The sequence below is a fragment of the Hydrogenophaga palleronii NBRC 102513 genome (genome assembly GCF_001571225.1).
In the GTDB taxonomy this organism is placed as follows: domain Bacteria; phylum Pseudomonadota; class Gammaproteobacteria; order Burkholderiales; family Burkholderiaceae_C; genus Hydrogenophaga; species Hydrogenophaga palleronii.
On the sequence record NZ_BCTJ01000001.1, the window covers coordinates 428,128 to 448,507 of the forward strand.

The window sequence follows — 20,380 nt, forward strand, 5'->3', positions numbered from 1 at the left end:
GCATCGAACGCCATCCTAAACGCTGCTGAAAGGGGGTGTGACTGAGGCACGAAGCCTATAGGGTAGCAGCGGAGCGCCTTGAGCGCGCCAGCAACCCGCCTCCGAACTCAGCCTTGAAGCACCTACAACCCAATAACAGTGCCCATCTGACGCCATCACCCTGCGTCAAGGTGACCCTCAAGCCCGGTCGAACCGTCGCAACCAAACACCATGGTCGAAATGGAAATGCTGGGGTCAAACGCGTCGTGCTGTCGGCAGCACCGCGACCGGCCGGGCGCTGCGCCGCTGCTGCTGCCAGATCGACGCACCAAACACCACCAGCCCCCCCGCCGCCAACAAGGCCCCGACCCAGCCGGTGGACGTCCATCCCATGCCGGCGGTGATGGCCGCGCCGCCGAGCCAGGCGCCGAGGGCGTTGGCCATGTTGAAGGCCGAGTGGTTCAAGGCAGCGGCCAGTGCCTGCGCCTCGCCCGCCACGTCCATCAGCCGGATCTGCAGTGCCGGCGCCAAGGCAACGACGGTGCCGACCAGCAACACATTGAACGACACCGCGATGGCATGCGGCGCGGTCACCAGCATCAGCAGGAGCACCACCATCGACCACACCAGGGTGCCGCCGATGGTGGGCAGCAAGGCCTTGTCGGCCAGGCGCGCTCCGACCAGGTTGCCCAGGATCATGCCCACGCCGAACAGTGCCAGCACCAGCGGCACCGCCCCCAGCGACAGACCTGAGACCTCGGTGAGCGTGGGCTTGATGTAGCTGAAGACGGCGAACATGCCGCCGAAACCCACCGCACCAGTGCCCAGGGTGAGCCAGACCTGCGGGTTGGTCAGTGCGCCCAGTTCACGCAGCGGACTGGCGCCCTCGGCCGCGGGCAGACGCGGCAGCGCGCGGTGCACCAGCACACAGGCCAGCAGCGCAATCACACCCACCAGCACAAACGCACTGCGCCACCCGAGGTGTTGTCCGAGCCAGGCTGCGGCGGGCACGCCGAACAGTGTGGCCCCGGTCAGCCCCAGCATCATCATGGCCACGGCGTGTGCACGCCGCCCGGGCGGTGCGAGCGACGCCACCACCAGCGACGCGACCCCGAAGTAGGTGCCGTGTGGCATGCCGGCGGCGAAACGCAGCAGGTTCAGGCTCAGATAACCCGGCGCGGCTGCACTGGCCAGCGTGCCGAGCGCGAACAAGGCCATCAGCGCCACCAGCAACAAACGCCGCGGCCAGTGCGCGGTGACGACCGCCAGCAAGGGCGCCCCGACCACCACACCGAGCGCGTAGGCGCTGATGACGTGCCCGGCCTGGGGGATGCTCACGCCCAGATCGGCGGCGACCTCGGGCAGCAGGCCCATGATCACGAACTCCCCGGTCCCGATGGCGAAACCACCCACACCGAGCGACCACACGGTAGAACGGAACGAGGGATCGAATGCGTCTGTGGCGGTGACGGCGGTGTTGCTGGGTTCGGTGGCGACGGTGTGCATGGCGCAATTTTGCTGCAATGCAACATGGCTTGCGGCGCGCGGGGACATTGCGTTGTGGTCGCCGTGATGAACGCCCGACAGCGCTGCGCACTCGCCGCTTCGCCTGCTCGCCACGCACGCAGGAGCACCCCGCAGCCACCGCGTGAATAAGAAAAGCCACCCGAAGGTGGCTTTTCAGGGGAACCGGGAGCGCTGGATCAGCGGATCACGGCCAGGGTCGTGCGTTGGCCGCCCTTGTAGGTCATCAGCGTCAGGGCGCCGTTCTTGATGTCGCCCTTTTCGTCAAAGGCGATGTTGCCGGTCACGCCCTTGTAGTTCGTGGCCTTCAGTGCGGGCAGGTAGACCTTGGGATCGGCCGAGCCGGCAGCGACCATGGCGTTGGCCATGACCTTGACGGCGTCGTACACGTAAGGGGCATACACCTGCACGTCGGCGTTGAACTTGGCCTTGAAGTCGGTGCGGAACTTGTCCATGCCGACCTTTTCCTCGCCTTCCACGCCACCGGCTTCCGCGCAGAAGACCTGGTCGTCGGCCATGCCGTCGCCGGCCAGCTTGGGCAGTTCGCTGGTGCAGATGCCGTCGCCGCCCATCAGCTTGGCATTGATGCCGAGCTGCTTCATCTGCTTGAGCATCGGGCCGGCCACGGCGTCCATGCCACCGAAGAACACCACGTCGGGCTTCTTGGCCTTCAGGGTGGTCAGGATGGCGTTGAAGTCGGTCGCCTTGTCGTTGGTGAACTCACGGCCCACCACCTTGCCGCCGGCGGCGATCACGCCCTTTTCGAACTCGTCGGCCACGCCCTGGCCGTAGGCGGTGCGGTCGTCGATCACGGCCACGTTTGCGGCCTTGAGGGTTTCAACGGCGTACTTGCCCAGCGTGCCACCCAGGTGCACGTCGTCGGCCACCACGCGGAACGCACCGGTGTAACCCTGGCGGGTGTACTTGGGGTTGGTCGCGGAGGGCGAGATCTGCGGGATACCCGCGTCGTTGTAGATCTGCGAAGCGGGGATGGTCGTGCCCGAGTTCAGGTGACCGATCACGCCGGCCACCTTGGCGTCCACCAGCTTGGTGGCAGCAGCGGTGCCTTGCTTGGGATCGGCAGCATCGTCTTCGGCCAGCAGCTCGAAGGTCACGGGCGCGCCGCCCATGGTCAGGCCGGCGGCGTTGAGTTCTTCGATCGCCATCTTGGCGCCGTTTTCATTGTCCTTGCCGAAGTGGGCGATGGCGCCGCTGGTGGGACCAACGTGACCGATCTTCACGACCTGGGCGGCGGCAGCCGGTGCAGCTGCAGGCGCGGCGGCAGGAGCAGCCTCTTCTTTTTTGCCACATGCGGCAAGAGCGACAGCCGCCGCGATGACGGCCAGTTTGGTGTTCAGTTGCATGGTTTTCCTCGGAAGGGATGAAGTAAGAATGCGGAGCGAATTTTTTTCTCCACGCGCAAAGATACTCCAAAAATCCCCGGGATTTCGCATTCCGGCAGGCCTGGCGGCCCGACCGCGGGCTTACCCGAATGCCCATCATTGCTCCGAATGACACATAAGTGCGGCGTATGCAACACGGTGGGGCACGCCGCCCCAGACCGGGCGGCCACGCTCAATCCTGGGGCGCCAATTGCAGGTCGTGGCGCTGCGGCTCGATGCCCTGGGCCTTGTAGGCCTTCCAGCGTTCGCGCGCCTGAGCCCGGTCGGCATCGGCACCGGTGACGACCTCGATCACCCGGGCGAAGCGCTGGTAGTCGGGCGGCAGTTCGGCGCGCAGGTTCACCAGCACGCTGGCGGTGTGGTGCGCCGAAGGCTGGCCCGCGATGTGGATGGGCGAACGCGCCTGCACCTGCGGCGGGTCGGCCGGCCCGCTGTGCGGCACGAACTCGCCCACCACCGTGGTCCAGAGTGCGGCGTCCAGCGTGGCACGCTCACCCTCCTCCACCAGCACCAGCACGCGCGCGCCCTTCAGATAGGCCTTGCGCAGCAAACGGCAGGCGTAGCTGCGCTTGTCGGGCGCATTGAAGTGAAAGGCGACCTCGGTCATGGTGCGGGGCAAAGCGGGCTGGCCTGCCTCAGACCTTGGCCGCTTTCTTCGTCCGGGCCTTTGCGCCCTTGCCAGCGCCGGCCGCCAGGGCATCGGCCTGGTCAATCAGGTACTGCAGCAGCAGCGGCACTGGGCGCCCGGTGGAGCCCTTGGCCGCACCGCTCTTCCAGGCCGTGCCCGCAATGTCCAGGTGGGCCCAGGGTAGTTCGGCGGTGAACTTCTGCAGGAACTTGGCCGCGGTGATGGCACCGCCAGCGCGGCCCGCCACGTTGCCCATGTCGGCAAAGTTGGACTTCAGGCCCTCGGCGTACTCGTCGTCCAGGGGCAGGCGCCAGCACAGATCTTGCGCCGTCTCACCGGCCTGTTGCAGCGCCTGGGCCAGGTCGTCGCGGGTCGAGAACAGGCCCGAACGCACACCACCCAGCGCGATCACGCAGGCCCCGGTGAGCGTGGCGATGTCGATCACGCTGTGCGGCTTGAAGCGCGCGGCGTAGGTCAGCGCATCACACAGGATGAGGCGGCCTTCGGCGTCGGTGTTGAGGATCTCGATGGTCTGGCCGCTCATGCTGGTGACCACGTCACCGGGTTTGACGGCCAGGCCGTCGGGCATGTTCTCGCAGCTGGGGATCAGGCCGACCACGTTGATGGCCGGGCGCAGCTCGGCCAGCGCGGCAAAGGTGCCCAGCACGCTGGCAGCGCCGCCCATGTCGAACTTCATTTCGTCCATCTCGGCCGCCGGCTTGATGGAGATGCCGCCGGTGTCGAAGGTGATGCCCTTGCCCACCAGCACCACCGGCGCGCTGCCCTTGGGGCCGCCGTTGTAATGCAAGACGATGAAACGCAGCGGCTCGGCCGAGCCTTTGGCCACCGCCAGGAACGAACCCATGCCCAGCGCCTCGACCTGCTTGGGGCCGAGCACATCGGTCTTCAAGCCGGGCAGCCGGCCCAGCTTGCGCGCGGCCTCGGCCAGGTGCGTGGGTGTAGCGTGGTTGGCCGGGCGGTTGGCCCACTCCTTGGCGAACTCCACGCCGGTGATGAGCGCGCGGCCGGTGTCGAAACCGGCCCGCACCGCGGCCGCCTGCGACACCCCCACCACCACCTGCTGCAGCGCGCGCGCCTTGGCCGACGGCTTCGTGGTCGTGTAGACATAGGTGGCGTCGGCGCAGCACTGCACCGCGGCGCGCACCGCGTCGTTGCTGGCATCAAACAGGCTGAGCACCAGGCCGAGCTTCTTCACGCCCGCGGTCTTCACCGCGGCCAGGCCGGCCGTCAGGGCCTTGCGCACCAAGGCGGCAGAACCATCGCCCACACGCACCAGCAGCACCCGCGAGGCCTTGAAACCCGGCGCGCGGTAGCAGGACAGCAGCTTGCCCACGCCCTGCTCCAGATCGCCCAGGCGGGTAGCGCCGGCGATGAGTTCCTGCAGCGCGCCGCTGGCGGCCTTGTCGGTCTGCGTGTCGGGCACCAGCACCAGCAAGGTGTCGGTGTTGAGCTGCGCGGCCTGGCTGGGTGAAAGGGATTTGAGTTCGAAGTTCATAATCGTGTTTTCCTGTTCTCGATCGATGTTATTCCATTCTTCCATTCGCAAAGAGCTGGCCCGCAGTTTCGGCGGCACGCTGGTGGTGTTGTTCACCATCGTGCTGACCATGCTGCTGATCCGCACCCTCGGCCTGGCGTCGCGCGGCAGCGTGAACCCGCAGGAGATCGCGCTCGTGCTGGGCTACACGGTGATCGGCCGCATGCCGACCATCCTCACGCTCGCGCTCTTCATTGCCATCGTGTTCACGCTCTCTCGCATGTACCGCGACAGCGAGATGATCATCTGGCTTTCCGCCGGCCGCTCGCTCGGGGGCTTTCTGGCGCCGGTGTTCCGGTTCGCCTGGCCTATCCTGCTGGTCATCACGGTCATGGTGTTTTTCGTCTGGCCCTGGGCCAATGCGCAGACCGACAACCTGCGCGACCGCTTCGAGCGCCGCGGCGATCTTGAGCGCGTGGCACCCGGCCAGTTCCAGGAATCCTCCAGCGGCCGGCGCGTGTTCTTCATCGACAAGGACACCGCCGATGGCACCGAGGGCCGCAACATCTTCATCTCCAGCACCGAGAGCGACGGCAGCGAGACCGTGACTTCGGCGCGGTCGGGTCGCGTCGAATGGCTTGGCGAGCAGCAGTTCCTGATGCTCAGCAACGGCCAGCGCCTGGAAACGGCGGCCGACCAGAGCAGCCTGAAGGTGAGCGAGTTCGAGGAGTACGGCACGCAGATCGGCTCGTCCGAAATCAGCCAGCGCGGCGAAGCGCTCAAGGCGCGGCCGAGCTGGGACCTGATCAAGGACCCGAACCGCGCCAACCTGGGCGAGCTGGGCTGGCGTGTCGGCATGGCGCTGACCGCCATGAACTTCGTGCTGCTGGCCGTGGCCACCACCACCGGCAACCCGCGCGCCGGTCGCGGCGGCAACCTGTTCTTCACCCTGTTCGCCTTCGTGTTCTATTACAACCTGCTCAACCTGGGCCAGAGCTGGGTGGCCAGTGGCCTGTTCGGCCTGGCCGGCTACATGATCACGCTGCACGGCGGCGTGTTCCTGCTGTCGGTGCTCTGGCTGCTCAAGCGCCACCACAACCTGAGCTTGCGGGGCTGGCTGAGTGCCCGCCGCGCACAGCGTGATGGCGCCCAGGGAGCCAGCGCATGAAGACCATTCGCCGACTCATCTACGGTGAAGTGTTCGCAGCGGTGGCCTTCGTGCTGGTGGCTTTTCTGTCGCTGTTCTTCTTCTTCGATTTCGTCGACGAGCTGCCGGCCCTGGGCAAACCGTCGGCACTCGATCCGTCCCTGGTCTATGAGGTGCCGCACGCCCTGCTGTATGTCGCGCTGCTCATGCCCAGCCGCATTTACGAGCTGCTGCCCATCGCCGTGCTGATCGGTTCCGTGTTCGTGCTGGCGCGCCTGGCGCAGGGCTCGGAATACACCATCCTGCGCACCAGCGGCCTGGGCCCCTGGCGCGCGCTGCGCACCATGCTCGGGCTGGGTGCGGTGTTCGTGGTGCTCACCTTCGCCATCGGCGACTACCTATCCCCCTTGTCGGACAGGACGGCGCAACTGCTCAAGGCGCGTTACCAGGGCAACATCAGCCTGGGCCAGACCGGGGCCTGGTTGAAGGAGAAGCAGCCCTACAGCAACTTCTCGGTCAACGTGGGCTCGATGTCGCCGCAGGGCGAACTCGGCAACGTGCGCATCTTCGAGTTCAACAATGAAGGTTTTCTGGTCTCCACGCTGCAGGCGCAGACCGGGCAGATCGAGAGCGACGACTCCTGGACGCTGCACCAGGTGCAACGGCGCGAGTTCGACGCTGCCGGCCTGGCCTCGGGCCGTGTGCAGCGCAGCGCGCCCGACACCTTCCGCTGGCCCAGCGGCATCAATGCCGAGATGGTGTCGGTGGCCCTGCTCAAGCCGGACCGCATGCGCACCGCCGACCTGTACGGCTACATCAGCCACCTGGAAGCCAACGGCCAGACCGCGCAGCGCTATGAGATCGAGTTCTGGCGCAAGGTGTTCTACCCGCTCAGTTGCCTGGTGATGGTGGTGCTGGCCCTGCCCTTTGCCTACCTGCACTTCCGCTCCGGCAGCATCACGGCCTATGTGTTCGGCGGCGTGATGATCGGCATCAGCTTCTTCCTGCTCAACAACGTGTTCGGCTACATCGGCAACCTCAACCAGTGGCAACCCTGGCTGGCGGCGGCCTCGCCCGCGCTGATCTACTCCATCGTCTCGCTCGGCGCCTTCGGGTGGCTGGTGCTGCGAAGGTAGGGTGCACCAGATGCTCGGAGTGATCGTGTTTGCCCACGGCTCGCGCGACCCTTTGTGGCGCTTGCCGGTCGAGTCGGTGGCGCGACAGATCGCCAGTGCCGATGCCTCGGCCCTGGTGTCCTGCGCCTACCTGGAACTCTGCGAGCCCGACCTGGCCAGCGCCGCGCGCGACCTGGTGGGCCGGGGTGCCACGCGGGTGCGTGTGCTGCCGCTGTTCTTCGGCATGGGCAAACACGCGCGCGAAGACCTGCCGGTGCTGATGCGCGAACTCGCCGCCAGCCATCCCCAGGTGCCTTTTGAACAATTGCCGACCGCGGGCGAAGACCCGCGCCTGACCGCCCTGCTCGCCCACATCGCGCTGGAGACCACCGCATGAACTTGCACCAGTTCCGTTTCGTGCAGGAAGCGGTGCGCCGCAACCTCAACCTCACCGAAGCCGCCAAGGCCCTGCACACCTCGCAGCCCGGCGTGTCCAAGGCCATCATCGAGCTTGAGGACGAACTCGGCATCGAAATCTTTGCCCGCCACGGCAAACGCATCAAACGCGTCACCGAGCCGGGCCTGCAAGTGCTCAAGAGCATCGACATCATCCTGCGCGAGGTCAACAACCTCAAACGCATCGGCGAGCAGTATTCGGCGCAGGACAGCGGCACCCTGTCCATCGCCACCACCCACACCCAGGCGCGTTACGTGCTGCCGGGCCCGGTGGCGGCGCTGCGCCAGGCCTACCCCAAGGTGGCGATCAGCCTGCACCAGGGCTCGCCCGACCAAGTGGCGCGCATGCTGATGGAAGAGGTGGCCGAGATCGGCATGGCCACCGAATCGCTGGTGAACTACCCCGAGCTCATCACCCTGCCCTGCTACGAATGGCAGCACGTGCTGGTGTTCCCGTTCGACCACCCGCTGCTCGAACGCGAACGCATCACGCTCGAAGACCTGGCGCAGGTGCCGCTGATCACCTACCACCCGAGCTACACCGGCCGCACCCGCATCGACCAGGCGTTCACCCTGCGCCACCTGCAGCCCAACATCGTGCTCGAAGCGATCGACTCGGACGTCATCAAGACCTATGTGAAGCTGGGCATGGGCGTGGGCATCGTGGCCGAGATGGCGATGCAGGGCGACAACCAGACGCCCGACCTCGTCTCGCGCCCCGCCGGCCAGCTGTTCGGCCACAACCTGGCGCGGGTCGCGTTCAAGCGCGGCACCTACCTGCGCCACTTCGTGATGCGTTTTGCCGAACTGTTGAGCGACCGTCTCTCGCGCGACCTGATCCTGCGCGCCATGAGCGGCACGCCCGACGACTATGAGCTTTAAACCATCCCTCTCGCTTGCTCAGTGCGTGTAGCCGCATCCCCCTCCAGGGGGCAACACCTGCGGCCTGGCAAAGCCAGTTCCGCGGGTTTTCTGGACGATGCACCGCACTCCCACGATTTCGCAACAACGCCATGACCTCTCCCGCCGTCCACACCCCCGCCCTCACCTCGCGCCTGCCCAACGTCGGCACGACCATCTTCACCGTCATGTCGGCGCTGGCGGCCGAGCACAAGGCGGTGAACCTGGGCCAGGGCTTTCCGGACTTTGATTGCGACCCGGCGCTGGTGGACGCGGTGACCGCGGCCATGAAGGCGGGCCACAACCAGTACCCGCCAATGACGGGGGTGCCGGCACTGCGCCAGGCCATGGCCGCCAAGATGCAGGCGCTGTACGGCCTGCGCTGCAACCCCGACACCGAGATCACCGTGACGGCCGGTGCCACGCAGGCCATCCTGACCGCCATACTCGCCGTGGTGCAGCCGGGTGACGAGGTCATCGTGCTCGAACCTTGCTACGACAGCTACGTGCCCAACATCGAACTCGCCGGTGGCGTGCCGGTGCGCGTGCCGCTGATCCCCGGCAGCTTCCGGCCCGACTTCGACCGCATCGCCGCCGCCATCACGCCGCGCACCCGCGCGCTCATCATCAACAGCCCGCACAACCCCAGCGGCATGGTCTGGAGCGCAGCCGACATGCAGCGCCTGCAAGACCTGCTGGCGCCCACCGAGGTGCTGCTGATCAGCGACGAGGTGTACGAGCACATGGTGTTCGACGGCCAGGCGCACCAGAGCGCGGCGCGTTTCCCCGGCTTGGCCGCGCGCGCCTTCATCGTCAGCAGCTTCGGCAAGACCTACCACGTGACGGGCTGGAAGGTCGGTACCGTGGTCGCGCCGGCCGCGCTCACGGCCGAGTTCCGCAAGGTGCATCAGTTCAACGTGTTCACCGTCAACACCCCGGTGCAACACGCGCTGGCCAGCCACATGGCCAACCCCGCGCCCTATCTGGAACTGGCGGCCTTCTACCAGCACAAGCGCGACCTGTTCCGCGAAGGCCTGGCCGCCACGCGCTTTCGCCTGCTGCCGGGCGAAGGCACCTACTTCCAGTGCGTGGACATCTCGCAGCTCGCAGTGCCCGAACGCGAATTGCCCGAGGCCGAGTTCTGCCAGTGGCTGACGAAAGAGATCGGTGTCGCCGCCATCCCGCTCTCGGCGTTCTACGGCAACGGCTTTGACCAGCGCGTGGTGCGCTTCTGCTTCGCCAAGAAAGACGACACGCTGCGCGAGGCGCTCCAGCGGCTGGCCCGCCTGTGACGCGCCGCCGCTGACCGCACAGGCTCAGCGGCTCAGCGGCTCAGCGGCGCACGCGCGCTTCGGGCCAGGTTCAACGGTTCAACAGCGCCCAGGCCTTGTGGCGCCGGCATCACATGCCCTTCGGGAAAATGTGAGCATCACCGAAAGCGCGGGGTCAACTGTTCAGTTGCACCCAGCACTTTTCCAACCGCTTCAGGCTCACCGGCTGCGGCGTGCGCAGCTCCTGCGCGAAGAAACTCACGCGCAGCTCTTCGAGCAGCCAGCGCAACTCCTGCAGACGCGCGTCTTGCACACCCTTGCGCTCGGCCACCAGACGCCAGAAGCGCTGGTCCTGTGGGCGCAGTTCGGCCAGCTTGCCGGCATCGCGCGCCGGGTCGGCACGCAGCTTGTCGAGCCGCAGCTGCACCGCCTTGAGGTAACGCGGCAGGTGCTGCAGTTGCGCGTAAGGCGTCTGCACCAGAAAACGTTTGCCCACCAGGCGCTGCAGCTGCTGCGTGATGTCGCTCGCCACATCCGCCGGCGGCTTGCCGTCCTTGAGCTTGCGTGCAGCGGCAGCGTACTCGGTAAGCACGGTGCCGGCGCTGCGCGCGATCTCGTTGGCGATCAAGGTCAGGCGTCCGCGCCCTTCTTCCACTCGGCGCTTGAAGGCGGCCTCATCGGTCGGCAACGGATCACCGAGGAAGGCGCGGTCCAGCGCAAGCTCCAGGATTTGCGCACGCAATTCTTCGAGAGTGCCGCCGGCGCCGCTGTCCTTGCCGACCTGCATGTAGGCCACGCCCATGGTCTGCAGGCCGGGCAGGTTTTTCTCCAGGTACTTCAGCGCGTCCTTGATCTGCAGCGCGAACAGGCGCCGCAAACCCTCGCGATGGCGCGCCTGCGCCACCTCGGGTTCGTCGAACACCTCGATGCGCACGGCATCGCCATCGTCCACCAGGGCGGGGAAACCGATCAGGGTTTGTTTGCCCTGCTGGATTTCCATCAACTCGGGCAGTTCGCCGAAGGCCCAGGTGGTGTGGCGTTGCGTGGCGCTGGGGCGGTTCGCCGATGAAGCCTTCGCGCCCTCTCCCGCTGACGGGGGAGGGTTGGTGTGAGGGCCTCGCGCCTGCACGGTACCCGCACCCTGCCCTCTGCCGCCAGCGGGAGCCGGTGAAGGCTCGTTCGCCGGCGCGAGCTTGAGTTGCGCCAGCGCCTGGAACGCGCCGCGCGCCTGCGCGCCGAGTTCGGCTTTCAGCGCGCCCAGGTTGCGGCCCTGCCCCAGTTGGCGGCCATGTTCATCGACCACGCGCAGGTGCATGAAGTGGTGGGCGCTGAGCATGTCGACCTTGATGTCGTTGCGCACGATGTCGAGCTGCGTGGCCGCGCGCACCAGCTTGAGCAACGCGTCCATCAGGTTGCCGGTGCCGAACGCGGTGGGTTCGCACAAGGCCTGCGCGAACTTCTCGGCCGTGGCCGGCAGCGGCACCAGGCGCGAGCGTGGGCGCTGGTGCAATGTTTTGAGCAGCGCGAGCACCTTGTCTTTGAGCATGCCGGGCACCAGCCAGTCGCAGCGGTCTTCGCTGGCCTGGTTGAGCGCGAAGATCGGCAACGTGACCGACAGGCCGTCGCGCGGGTCGCCCGGTTCGTGCAGGTAGCTGCAGGCGCAATCCACACCGCCCAGGCGCAGGGTCTTCGGGAAGGTCTGTGTGGTGATGCCGGCCGCTTCGTGGCGCATCAGCTCTTCGCGGGTGAGCAGCAGGAGCCTGGGGTTCTCGCGCACCGCGTCGCGGTACCAGCGCTCCATGGCCGCGCCGTTGCAGATGTGCGCGGGCAATTGCTGGTCGTAGAAGGCGTAGATCAGTTCGTCGTCCACCAGCACGTCCTGCCGGCGCGACTTGTGCTCCAGCTCGGCCACCTGGCGCACCAGTTTCTGGTTGGCGGCCAGGAACTGCAGGCGCGTGTCCCACTCGCCGGCCACCAGGGCTTCGCGGATAAAGATCTCTCGCGCGCCGGCCGGGTCCACGCGGCCATAGTCGGTGCGCCGGCCGTTGTAGACCACCAGCCCGTACAGCGTGGCGCGCTCCAGCGCCGTGACCTGCGCGGCTTTCTTTTCCCAGTGCGGATCGAGCAGTTGCTTCTTGATCAGGTGGCCGCCCACCTGCTCCAGCCACTGCGGCTCGATACCGGCGATGCCGCGCCCGAACAGGCGCGTGGTTTCCACCAGCTCGGCGCAGACGATCCAGCGTCCCGGCCGCTTGCTCAGGTTGGCGCCCGGGTGGCGGTGGAACTTGATGCCGCGCGCGCCGAGGTACACGTCTTCGGTTTCGTGCTTCTGCCCCACGTTGCCGAGCAGGCCGGACAACATGGCCAGGTGCAGTTGCTCGTAGCTGGCGGGCTTGTCGTTCAGCCGCCACTTGTGTTCGGCCACCACCGTGTGCAGCTGGCTGTGGATGTCGCGCCACTCGCGCACGCGCCGCACGTTGATGAAGTTTTCGCGCAGCAGGTTCTCGTACTGGCGGTGGCTCAGCTTGTGCGTCTCGCCGTGCCCGCCCCGGCTGTCTCCCAGCCATTTCCATAGCTTGAGCGTGCCGCTGAACTCGCTCTTCTCGTCGTCGAACTTGGCCTGCGCCTGGTCGGCCTGGGCCTGCTTGTCCAGCGGCCGGTCGCGCACGTCCTGCACGCTCAGCGCCGAGGCAATCACCAGCACCTCGTCGAGCGCACCGCGCTGTTGCGCTTCGAGAATCATGCGGCCCACCCGCGGGTCCAGCGGCAGGCGCGAGAGCGTCTGGCCGATCGGCGTGAGTTCGTTGCCGTCGTCCACCGCGCCCAGCTCCGACAGCAACTGATAGCCGTCGACGATGGCGCGTTTCTGCGGTGCTTCGATAAAGGCGAAGTCTTCCACCGCGCCCAGCCTCAGGGCCTTCATGCGCAGGATCACACCGGCGAGCGAGCTGCGCAGGATTTCCGGGTCGGTGAACGCGGGGCGGCCGGCAAAGCCCGCCTCGTCATAGAGGCGGATCGCAATGCCGTCGGCCACGCGGCCACAACGCCCGGCGCGCTGGTTGGCCGCGGCCTGGCTGATGGGCTCGACCATCAGCTGCTCGACCTTCTGGCGGAAGCTGTAGCGCTTGACGCGCGCGGTGCCGGCATCGATCACGAAACGGATGCCGGGTACGGTGAGCGAGGTCTCGGCCACGTTGGTCGAGAGCACGATGCGCCGTCCGTGGTGGTCCTGGAAGATGCGGTCCTGCTCGGCTTGCGACAGGCGTGCGAACAAGGGCAGCACCTCGGCGTTGCGCAAGGTCGGGATGTGGCTCAGGTGTTTGCGCAGGTGGTCGGCGGCCTCGCGGATCTCGCGCTCGCCGGGCAAAAAGACCAGGATGTCACCGCCCGCAGGGCCGCGCCAGAGTTCATCCACCGCGTCGGTGATGGCGCTGTTGAGGTCATACTCACGGCTCTCTTCGAACGGGCGCCAGCGCACCTCCACCGGGAAGGTGCGGCCCGACACCATCAGCACCGGTGCCGGCCCTTTGGTTGAGGCGAAATAACGCGCGAAACGGTCGGCGTCGATGGTGGCGGAGGTCACCACCACCTTGAGGTCGGGCCGGCGCGGCAGCAACTGGCGCAGGTAACCCAGCAGGAAGTCGATGTTGAGGCTGCGCTCGTGCGCCTCGTCGATGATGATGGTGTCGTAGGCCCGCAGGTCGGGGTCGGTCTGCGTCTCGGCGAGCAGGATGCCGTCGGTCATCAGCTTGACCGACGCGTCCTTCGAGAGCCGGTCCTGGAAGCGCACCTTGTAGCCGACCACATCACCCAGCGGGGTCTTGAGCTCCTCCGCAATGCGCTTGGCCACGCTGGAAGCGGCGATGCGCCGCGGCTGGGTGTGGCCGATCAGTTGCCCCCGCTGGCCCGGCTTCGCGTTGCATTTTCCGCGGCCCATGGCGAGCGCGATCTTGGGGATCTGGGTGGTCTTGCCCGAGCCGGTTTCACCGCAGACGATCACCACCTGGTGCTCGCGCATCGCGGCCTCGATCTCGTGGCGGCGGGCCGAGACGGGCAGCGTCTCTGGAAACTCGATGTGCAGCGGTGTGGAGGACAAGGGGGAACTTCGGTCAAAATCGGGCAGCCGGCCATTATCCGCGCCCGGCCCACCGCCTGCCCGACCACCAACCCATGTCCACTGTTTTCAACTTCACCTTCGTCCCCTGGTTCCGCTCGGTCGCGCCCTACATCCACAAACACCGTGGCAACACCATCGTGGTCGGGATCGCGGGCGAGGCCATCGCCGCCGGCAAGCTGGAGAAGCTGGCGCAGGATCTGGCGCTGATCCAGAGCATGGGCGTGGACATCGTGCTGGTGCACGGTTTCCGGCCGCAGGTCAACGAGCAGCTGCGCCTCAAGGGGCACGAGGCCCGCTATTCGCATGGCATGCGCATCACAGACGCCGTGGCGCTGGACTGCGCGCAGGAAGCCGCCGGCCAGCTGCGCTACGAGATCGAAGCCGCCTTCAGCCAGGGCCTGCCGAACACGCCCATGGCCGGTGCCACGGTGCGGGTGATCTCGGGCAATTTCATCACCGCCCGCCCGGTGGGCCTGATCGATGGCGTGGACTTCATCCACTCCGGCCTGGTGCGCAAGGTCGATACCGACGGCATCCAGCGCACGCTCGACATGGGCGCCATGGTGCTGCTCTCGCCTTTCGGCTTCTCGCCCACCGGCGAGGCCTTCAACCTCACGATGGAAGACGTGGCGACCTCGGTGGCGATTGCGCTGCAGGCCGACAAGCTGATGTTCCTGACCGAAGTGCCGGGCATCCGCGTAGACAACACCAATCCAGAAAGCGACATCGACACCGAGTTGCCGCTGGCAGACGCCAAAAAGATGCTGGCTGCCCTGCCCATGGCCACCCAGCCGACCGACACCGCGTTCTACCTGCAGCACTGCATCCGCGCCTGCGAAGGCGGCGTGGAGCGCAGCCACATCCTGCCGTTCGCGGTGGACGGCGCGCTGCTGCTGGAGATCTACACCCACGATGGCATCGGCACCATGGTGGTGGACGAAAAGCTGGAGAGCGTGCGCGAGGCCACCATGGACGACGTGAGCGGCATCGTGGCGCTGATCGAACCGTTCGAGAAGGACGGCACGCTGGTCAAGCGCGACCGCACCGAGATCGAACGCGACGCCGGCAACTACACCATCATCGAACACGACGGCGTGATCTTCGGTTGCGCCGCGCTCTATCCCTACCCGGAAGAGCGCACCGGCGAAATGGCCGCGCTCACGGTCTCACCACACACCCAGAGCCAGGGTGATGGCGAACGCCTGCTCAAGCGCATCGAGGCGCGCGCCAAGGCACAGGGCCTGCAAAGCATCTTCGTGCTCACCACCCGCACCATGCACTGGTTCGTCAAACGTGGCTTCGTGCAGGTCAGCGCCGACTGGCTGCCCGAGGCGCGCAAGCGCAAGTACAACTGGGACCGCAAGAGCCAGGTGCTGGTGAAGAAGCTCGGCTGAGGGCCCGCGCGGGCGCGGGCCGCGTCAGGCGGCGGGCCGCTTCACCCAGAGCGCCACGGCCAGCGCGATGATGGCCGAGAAGCACAGGAACGACCAGTTCGCGATCGACAGGCCGAGGAAGGTCCAGTCGATCACCGAGCAGTCGCCGCTGCCACGAAAGATCATGGGGATCGCCCGGCGCAGCGGGAAGGCTTCGATCATGCCGAAGAAGTCGCGCCCGCAACTCATGATCTCCGGTGGGTTCCATTGCAACCAGCTCTGGCGCGCGGCCGTGAAGGCTCCGAAGACGGCGAGCAGGCCCATCAGCGCTACACCACTGTGGCGTGCCACGCGGCCCTTCAACAACGCCGAAAGACCGGCCACCAGCGCCACCGCCACCAGCGCGTAACGCTGCACGATGCACATGGGGCACGGCTCCAGCCCGACGACGTGCTGCAGGTACAGGCCGAAGGCCAGCATGGCGGCGCAGGCGGCCGCGATCAGGCCGAGGATGCGGCGCGGGTGTTGGGTCAGCAGCGAAGGCCGGACCGGGGCAAGAGGGGCGTTCAAGGGAAGTCCTGAAGTGGAGTGGCGGCAGCCGCCGAGGGCGACAGAGCAATGAGCCCTGCAGTCTGCCGCAAGTTCCCTCGCCTCAGCCGACGAAGGCGCGTTCGATCACGAAATCCCCCGGCGTGGTGGTGTTGCCTTCCTTGAAGCCGCGCTTTTCGCACAGGGCCTTGAGGTCGCGCAGCATCTCAGGGCTGCCGCAGATCATCACGCGGTCTTCGGCTGGGTTCAGCTGCGGCAGGCCCAGGTCTTTCGCGATCACGCCATCGGCCAGCAGTTGCGGAATGCGGCCCTGGTGCATGAAGGGCTCACGGGTAACCGTGGGGTAGTACAGCAGCTTCTGCTTGATCATGTCGCCCAGGAACTCGTCCTGCTTGAGCTGTTCGGTGATCAGCTCGCGGTAGGCCAGCTCCTTGACCTGGCGCACGCCGTGGATCAACACCACCTGTTCGTAACGCTCGTAGGTCTCGGGGTCGCGGATCACGCTCATGAACGGCGCCAGCCCGGTGCCGGTGCCCAGCAGGTACAGGCGCTTGGCCGGCAGCAGGTAGTCGATCAGCAGCGTGCCCGTGGGCTTGCGCCCGACCAGCAGGGTGTCGCCCACCTGGATGTGTTGCAGGCGCGAGGTGAGCGGACCGTCCTGCACCTTGATGCTCAGGAACTCCAGGTGGTCGGCCCAGTTGGCGCTGGCGATGCTGTAGGCGCGCAGCAGCGGCTTGCCATCCACGCGAAGGCCGATCATGGTGAAGTGGCCATTGGAGAAACGCAGCGAGGTGTCGCGCGTGGTGGTGAAGCTGAACAGCCGGTCGGTCCAGTGGTGAACGCTGAGCACGCGCTCTTCCAGAAATGCACTCATGAAAGTTCCTGAAGGGGAAGGGGTCGAACCCCGTATTGTAAAAAAGCGGGTCGGCCCGGCGGCTGGCGGGGTGATCGGCAGGCCCCACCGGCATGGCGGGCTCCGAAACCTTGCTACAGTGGCGGGCTTCCCGGGTGCCCCAGGGGCCCCGCGACCACCACCGGCGAACTGCGCCGACGAACAAAGAGTCCCGGATCATGCCGCCGTTTTGCCGGCCCGGGAACGATTAATTTGTTCCGACCGTTATAACCAAACCATCTAACCCACTTCCGAGGATTTCGCCATGGCACGCACCGTTCACTGCATCAAACTCGGCAAGGAGGCCGAAGGCCTGGACTTCCCTCCTTACCCGGGCGAGATGGGCAAACGCCTGTACGAAAACGTCAGCAAGGAAGCCTGGGCCGCCTGGCTCAAGCACCAGACCATGCTGCTCAACGAGAACCGCCTGAACCTGGCCGACGCACGCGCCCGCCAGTACCTGGCCCGCCAGATGGAAAAGCACTTCTTCGGTGACGGCGCCGATGCCGCTGCCGGCTATGTGCCGCCGGCCGAAGGCAGCTGATCGTTCCGGCGCGGCGCCGCCGCCGCGCCCTCCCCTGTGCCCACCACTCCACAACGCCACGCCCTGGTGATCGGTGCCGGCCTGGCCGGGGCTGCTGCCTGCGCCGCGTTGGCGCGGCGCGGCTGGCGCCTCACGCTGCTGGATGCCGCCGACGGCCCCGCCCGGGGTGCCTCCGCTTTGCCGGTCGGCATGCTCAGCCCGCACGTGACCCGCGCACCCACGCCCTTGTCGCGCCTGTCCGCACTCGGTGTGGCCAGCACGCTGGCCGAGCTGCAGCGCCTGGTGCCGCAGGGCCAGGGCTGGCAGGCCTGCGAGGTCGACAACCGCGGCCACGATGCCGGCCGCTGGCCCGCGGCCATGGTGCGGCCCGCCGCCCTGGTGCAGGCCTGGCTGGCCGAGGCAGCGCACGCCAGTCCCTTGGAGATGCGGTGGAACACACGGGTGAATCGTTTGGAGCACCGCGACGGCCTTTGGCTGGCGCAGGGGCCCGACGGCCAGACCCTGGCCGAGGCCCCGACGGTGGTCGTGGCTTCGGCCTACGGTAGCCAGGCATTGGTCGCACAGGCTTCCCGGCTGGTGCCGGACGAGGCCTTGCCGCTGCGCCCGGTCAAGGGACAGATGAGCCTGGCGGCGCTGGACGGCGAAGCGCTGGCACCCAGGCCGCAGCGCGACAACGGCGTGTTTGTGCCCCTGTACGAAGACACGGGGCTGCCACCCCGCTGGCCGGCGCGCCTCTGGGCCATGGGCTCGACCTACGACCGTGGCGAAGACAACAGCAGCCTGAACGACTCCGCCCACGAACGCAACGCCACCAGCCTTGAAGCGCTGTGCCCTCCGGCCGCATTGGGCCTGCGCAATGCGCTGGCCTCAGGCCGCCTGCTGGGCTGGGCCCAGGTGCGCTGCGCCTCACTCGACCGCCTGCCGCTGGCGGGCGCCCTGCCCGATACCGCTGCGCTGCACACCCTGATGGCCCATGCCGGCCCGCGCCGCGGCCGTGTGGCGCTGCAGGACACGCCGCGCCTGCCCGGCCTGTTCATGCTGAGCGCCATGGGCTCGCGTGGACTCACGCTGGCGCACTGGTGCGCGGAGCAGCTGGCGGCACGAATGAATCAAGAGCCGGCATCCGATGCCTGGGCCGATCTGCTGGCGGCGATCGATCCCGCGCGCTTCGCCTGGAAACAGGCCCGGCGCCAGCAGCCGGCGGCCTAAATCAGGTCCAGCCAGCTCGAGATCTGGCGCGGCTGGAACGGTCGCTCCACCAGGGCCGTGATGCCCACCCGGTGCGCGTCGCGGCGCACACGGCGTCGCCGCCACCAGCCCGCCAGCGGGCCCGCCAGCTCGGTCGAGGCCAGCGTGAGCGCTTGCGGGTTGCGCTGCACGAACAGGCTCATCATGGCCCAGACGTCCATGCGGTGGTCGTCCAGGTTGAACACGCCGCAGACATAGCGGTAGCGCTGCATCAGATCGAGCGCGGACTGCACGTCGACCGCCTCGTCCACAAGCCCCACCTTGGCCAGCGCCAGCCGCGTGCGCAGGTAGGTACCTTCCTGCTCGTCGGCACCAACCACCAGGGCTCGCCGCACGGTGTGGACCGGCTCATCCACGTCCATTTCCAGATCAAAGTCGAGGGGGCCGGGCAAGGTCACATCCAGATCAAGATGGCCGGAGTCGACTTGCCGGGCGGCAAACACGAGGTCCAGATCGTGCAGCACCGCTGCCCATTCAATGGGACGCTGCAACACACGCCAGGCGTGCTCGGGGGCATCGGCACCGACCCAGATCAGCCTCTGCCCCGCCGGCATTCCCTTGGCGTGGGACAGCACCGCCTCCAGGCTCTCGCCATCCACCAATACCACTTGAGCCGCCACCGGGGCCACCGCGCCCGTGGCCGTCATCGGCATCCACGGTTTGTAAGACAGCTCCCGCTCCTGGGAAAGGCGGAACACGGTGTTGAGCGCATGGCGCTCGACATCCGAAAACCCCACCACATGGACCAGGACACGCTGTTTTGGCATTGCGCGCATGTTACGCCCAGCCAGGCGATGCTCGGTCGATTCGAAGCGATAAACGGCCGCCGCTCGTGCATTTCGGCACGCGTCCATTTTCTTATGCCTGTCGGCTATATCCCCATGAGCAAAAAATCGTTTGGGATATATCACCTCGTCTTTAAAGTCCCGCCCATGCCTGACATCGCCATCATCCTGGCCGGATTCGCCGTGGGACTCATCGTGGGTCTCACGGGTGTGGGCGGCGGTTCGTTGATGACCCCGATCCTGATCTTTTTCTTCGGCATCAAACCGTACCTGGCAGTCGGCACCGACCTGCTGTTTGCCGCCGTCACCAAGATGGGTGGCACGGTGCAACTGGCGCGCCAGAAGCTGGTGCCCTGGCGCGTGGTGGGCCAGCTGAGTGCCGGCAGCCTGCCCGCGGCGCTGTTGACGCTGTTGCTGCTGCGCCAGCTGGGCCCGGCCAGCCATGCGGTGCAATCCATCATGACCAACACCCTGGGTGTGGCGCTGCTGCTGACCGCAGCTGCCATGCTCTACAAGGCCGCACGTGGCAAACAGCTGCCGCGCGACCTCCCCACCGGCCAGCTGGCGCAAGCCACGCAGGCGCGCCACTGGAGCCTGCCGGTGCTGTTCGGTGCGGTGATCGGCACCCTGGTCACGCTCACCTCGGTGGGCGCGGGCGCCATCGGCGTGTCGGTGCTGTTGCTGTTGTTTCCCCTGCTGCCCCTGCCTCGCATCGTGGCCGCTGACATCGCCTATGCGGTGCCGCTCACGCTGGTCGCGGGTCTCGGCCATGCCAGCCTGGGCTCGGTTGACTGGCCACTGCTGGGCAAGCTGCTGGCCGGCTCCCTGCCCGGCATCTGGCTCGGCACAAGACTGATGCGCCACACCCCCGAACGCCTGGTGCGCTCCGCGCTGTCGGTGCTGCTGGCTTATGCCGGCACCAAGCTGATCGCTCTCTGATTTCTGAAGCTCCAC

At 67.0% G+C, this 20,380-nt stretch carries 17 protein-coding genes; 9 read left to right on the forward strand and 8 right to left on the reverse strand.

Annotated elements, in window-relative coordinates:
- Window positions 1–234: 234 nt before the first annotated feature.
- The 4 genes from HPA01S_RS01945 to HPA01S_RS01960 all read right to left on the reverse strand — a co-directional run bounded on the left by HPA01S_RS01945 (window position 235) and on the right by HPA01S_RS01960 (window position 5,050).
- Window positions 235–1,485 (reverse strand): MFS transporter, encoded by a 1,251-nt coding sequence (locus HPA01S_RS01945; protein WP_066265902.1) that lies wholly within the window; start codon window positions 1,483–1,485, stop codon window positions 235–237.
- A 197-nt stretch (window positions 1,486–1,682) separates the two neighbouring features.
- Complete coding sequence (locus tag HPA01S_RS01950) at window positions 1,683–2,867, reverse strand: branched-chain amino acid ABC transporter substrate-binding protein (RefSeq protein ID WP_066265905.1); 1,185 nt, start codon at window positions 2,865–2,867, stop codon at window positions 1,683–1,685.
- 211 nt (window positions 2,868–3,078) lie between these two features.
- Window positions 3,079–3,513: a DNA polymerase III subunit chi gene (locus tag HPA01S_RS01955; RefSeq protein ID WP_066265906.1), complete on the reverse strand. Its 435-nt coding sequence runs from the start codon at window positions 3,511–3,513 to the stop codon at window positions 3,079–3,081.
- A 28-nt stretch (window positions 3,514–3,541) separates the two neighbouring features.
- Window positions 3,542–5,050: a leucyl aminopeptidase gene (locus tag HPA01S_RS01960; RefSeq protein WP_066265908.1), complete on the reverse strand. Its 1,509-nt coding sequence runs from the start codon at window positions 5,048–5,050 to the stop codon at window positions 3,542–3,544.
- Between the two features lie 25 nt (window positions 5,051–5,075).
- Between HPA01S_RS01960 and lptF the strand changes: the two genes are divergently transcribed.
- The 5 genes from lptF to HPA01S_RS01985 all read left to right on the forward strand — a co-directional run bounded on the left by lptF (window position 5,076) and on the right by HPA01S_RS01985 (window position 9,939).
- On the forward strand, window positions 5,076–6,197 hold the full coding sequence (gene lptF, locus HPA01S_RS01965) for an LPS export ABC transporter permease LptF (protein ID WP_066265910.1): 1,122 nt from the start codon (window positions 5,076–5,078) through the stop codon (window positions 6,195–6,197).
- Window positions 6,194–7,312, forward strand: coding sequence for an LPS export ABC transporter permease LptG (lptG, locus tag HPA01S_RS01970; protein WP_066265913.1), 1,119 nt, complete (start codon window positions 6,194–6,196; stop codon window positions 7,310–7,312). The genes lptF and lptG overlap by 4 nt, the downstream gene beginning before the upstream one ends.
- Before the next feature lie 10 nt (window positions 7,313–7,322).
- Complete coding sequence (locus HPA01S_RS01975; RefSeq protein ID WP_066266209.1) at window positions 7,323–7,688, forward strand: sirohydrochlorin chelatase; 366 nt, start codon at window positions 7,323–7,325, stop codon at window positions 7,686–7,688.
- On the forward strand, window positions 7,685–8,629 hold the full coding sequence (locus HPA01S_RS01980) for a CysB family HTH-type transcriptional regulator (RefSeq protein WP_066265915.1): 945 nt from the start codon (window positions 7,685–7,687) through the stop codon (window positions 8,627–8,629). The genes HPA01S_RS01975 and HPA01S_RS01980 overlap by 4 nt, the downstream gene beginning before the upstream one ends.
- Before the next feature lie 131 nt (window positions 8,630–8,760).
- Entirely contained in the window at window positions 8,761–9,939 is a 1,179-nt protein-coding gene (locus tag HPA01S_RS01985; protein WP_066265917.1) for a pyridoxal phosphate-dependent aminotransferase, read from the forward strand.
- A gap of 154 nt (window positions 9,940–10,093) precedes the next feature.
- On the opposite strand, the gene hrpA is transcribed toward HPA01S_RS01985, so the two are convergent.
- Window positions 10,094–13,936 carry an ATP-dependent RNA helicase HrpA gene (gene hrpA / locus HPA01S_RS01990; protein WP_370670974.1) on the reverse strand — a complete coding sequence of 1,281 codons (3,843 nt, stop codon included), beginning with the start codon at window positions 13,934–13,936 and terminating at the stop codon, window positions 10,094–10,096.
- A gap of 152 nt (window positions 13,937–14,088) precedes the next feature.
- On the opposite strand from hrpA, the gene argA reads away from it, so the two are divergent.
- A complete protein-coding gene (argA, locus tag HPA01S_RS01995) occupies window positions 14,089–15,429 on the forward strand; it encodes an amino-acid N-acetyltransferase (RefSeq protein WP_066265922.1) in 1,341 nt (446 codons plus the stop codon).
- Window positions 15,430–15,453: 24 nt separating this feature from the next.
- On the opposite strand, the gene HPA01S_RS02000 is transcribed toward argA, so the two are convergent.
- Together HPA01S_RS02000 and HPA01S_RS02005 are read right to left on the reverse strand one after the other, a co-directional pair.
- A complete protein-coding gene (locus tag HPA01S_RS02000) occupies window positions 15,454–15,945 on the reverse strand; it encodes a disulfide bond formation protein B (protein WP_245638552.1) in 492 nt (163 codons plus the stop codon).
- 115 nt (window positions 15,946–16,060) lie between these two features.
- Complete coding sequence (locus HPA01S_RS02005; protein ID WP_066265926.1) at window positions 16,061–16,831, reverse strand: ferredoxin--NADP reductase; 771 nt, start codon at window positions 16,829–16,831, stop codon at window positions 16,061–16,063.
- Between the two features lie 283 nt (window positions 16,832–17,114).
- Here HPA01S_RS02005 and HPA01S_RS02010 point away from each other — a divergent pair, with 283 nt between their 5' ends.
- Both HPA01S_RS02010 and HPA01S_RS02015 read left to right on the forward strand, forming a co-directional pair.
- Window positions 17,115–17,393: an oxidative damage protection protein gene (locus HPA01S_RS02010; RefSeq protein ID WP_066265928.1), complete on the forward strand. Its 279-nt coding sequence runs from the start codon at window positions 17,115–17,117 to the stop codon at window positions 17,391–17,393.
- A gap of 36 nt (window positions 17,394–17,429) precedes the next feature.
- The gene (locus tag HPA01S_RS02015; RefSeq protein WP_066265930.1) at window positions 17,430–18,602 is read left to right on the forward strand and encodes an FAD-dependent oxidoreductase; all 1,173 of its coding nucleotides are present in this window, start codon (window positions 17,430–17,432) and stop codon (window positions 18,600–18,602) included.
- Here HPA01S_RS02015 and HPA01S_RS02020 read toward each other — a convergent pair.
- Complete coding sequence (locus HPA01S_RS02020) at window positions 18,599–19,408, reverse strand: hypothetical protein (RefSeq protein ID WP_066265932.1); 810 nt, start codon at window positions 19,406–19,408, stop codon at window positions 18,599–18,601. The genes HPA01S_RS02015 and HPA01S_RS02020 overlap by 4 nt on opposite strands.
- Window positions 19,409–19,573: 165 nt before the next feature.
- On the opposite strand from HPA01S_RS02020, the gene HPA01S_RS02025 reads away from it, so the two are divergent.
- Complete coding sequence (locus HPA01S_RS02025; RefSeq protein ID WP_066265935.1) at window positions 19,574–20,365, forward strand: sulfite exporter TauE/SafE family protein; 792 nt, start codon at window positions 19,574–19,576, stop codon at window positions 20,363–20,365.
- Window positions 20,366–20,380: the final 15 nt, after the last annotated feature.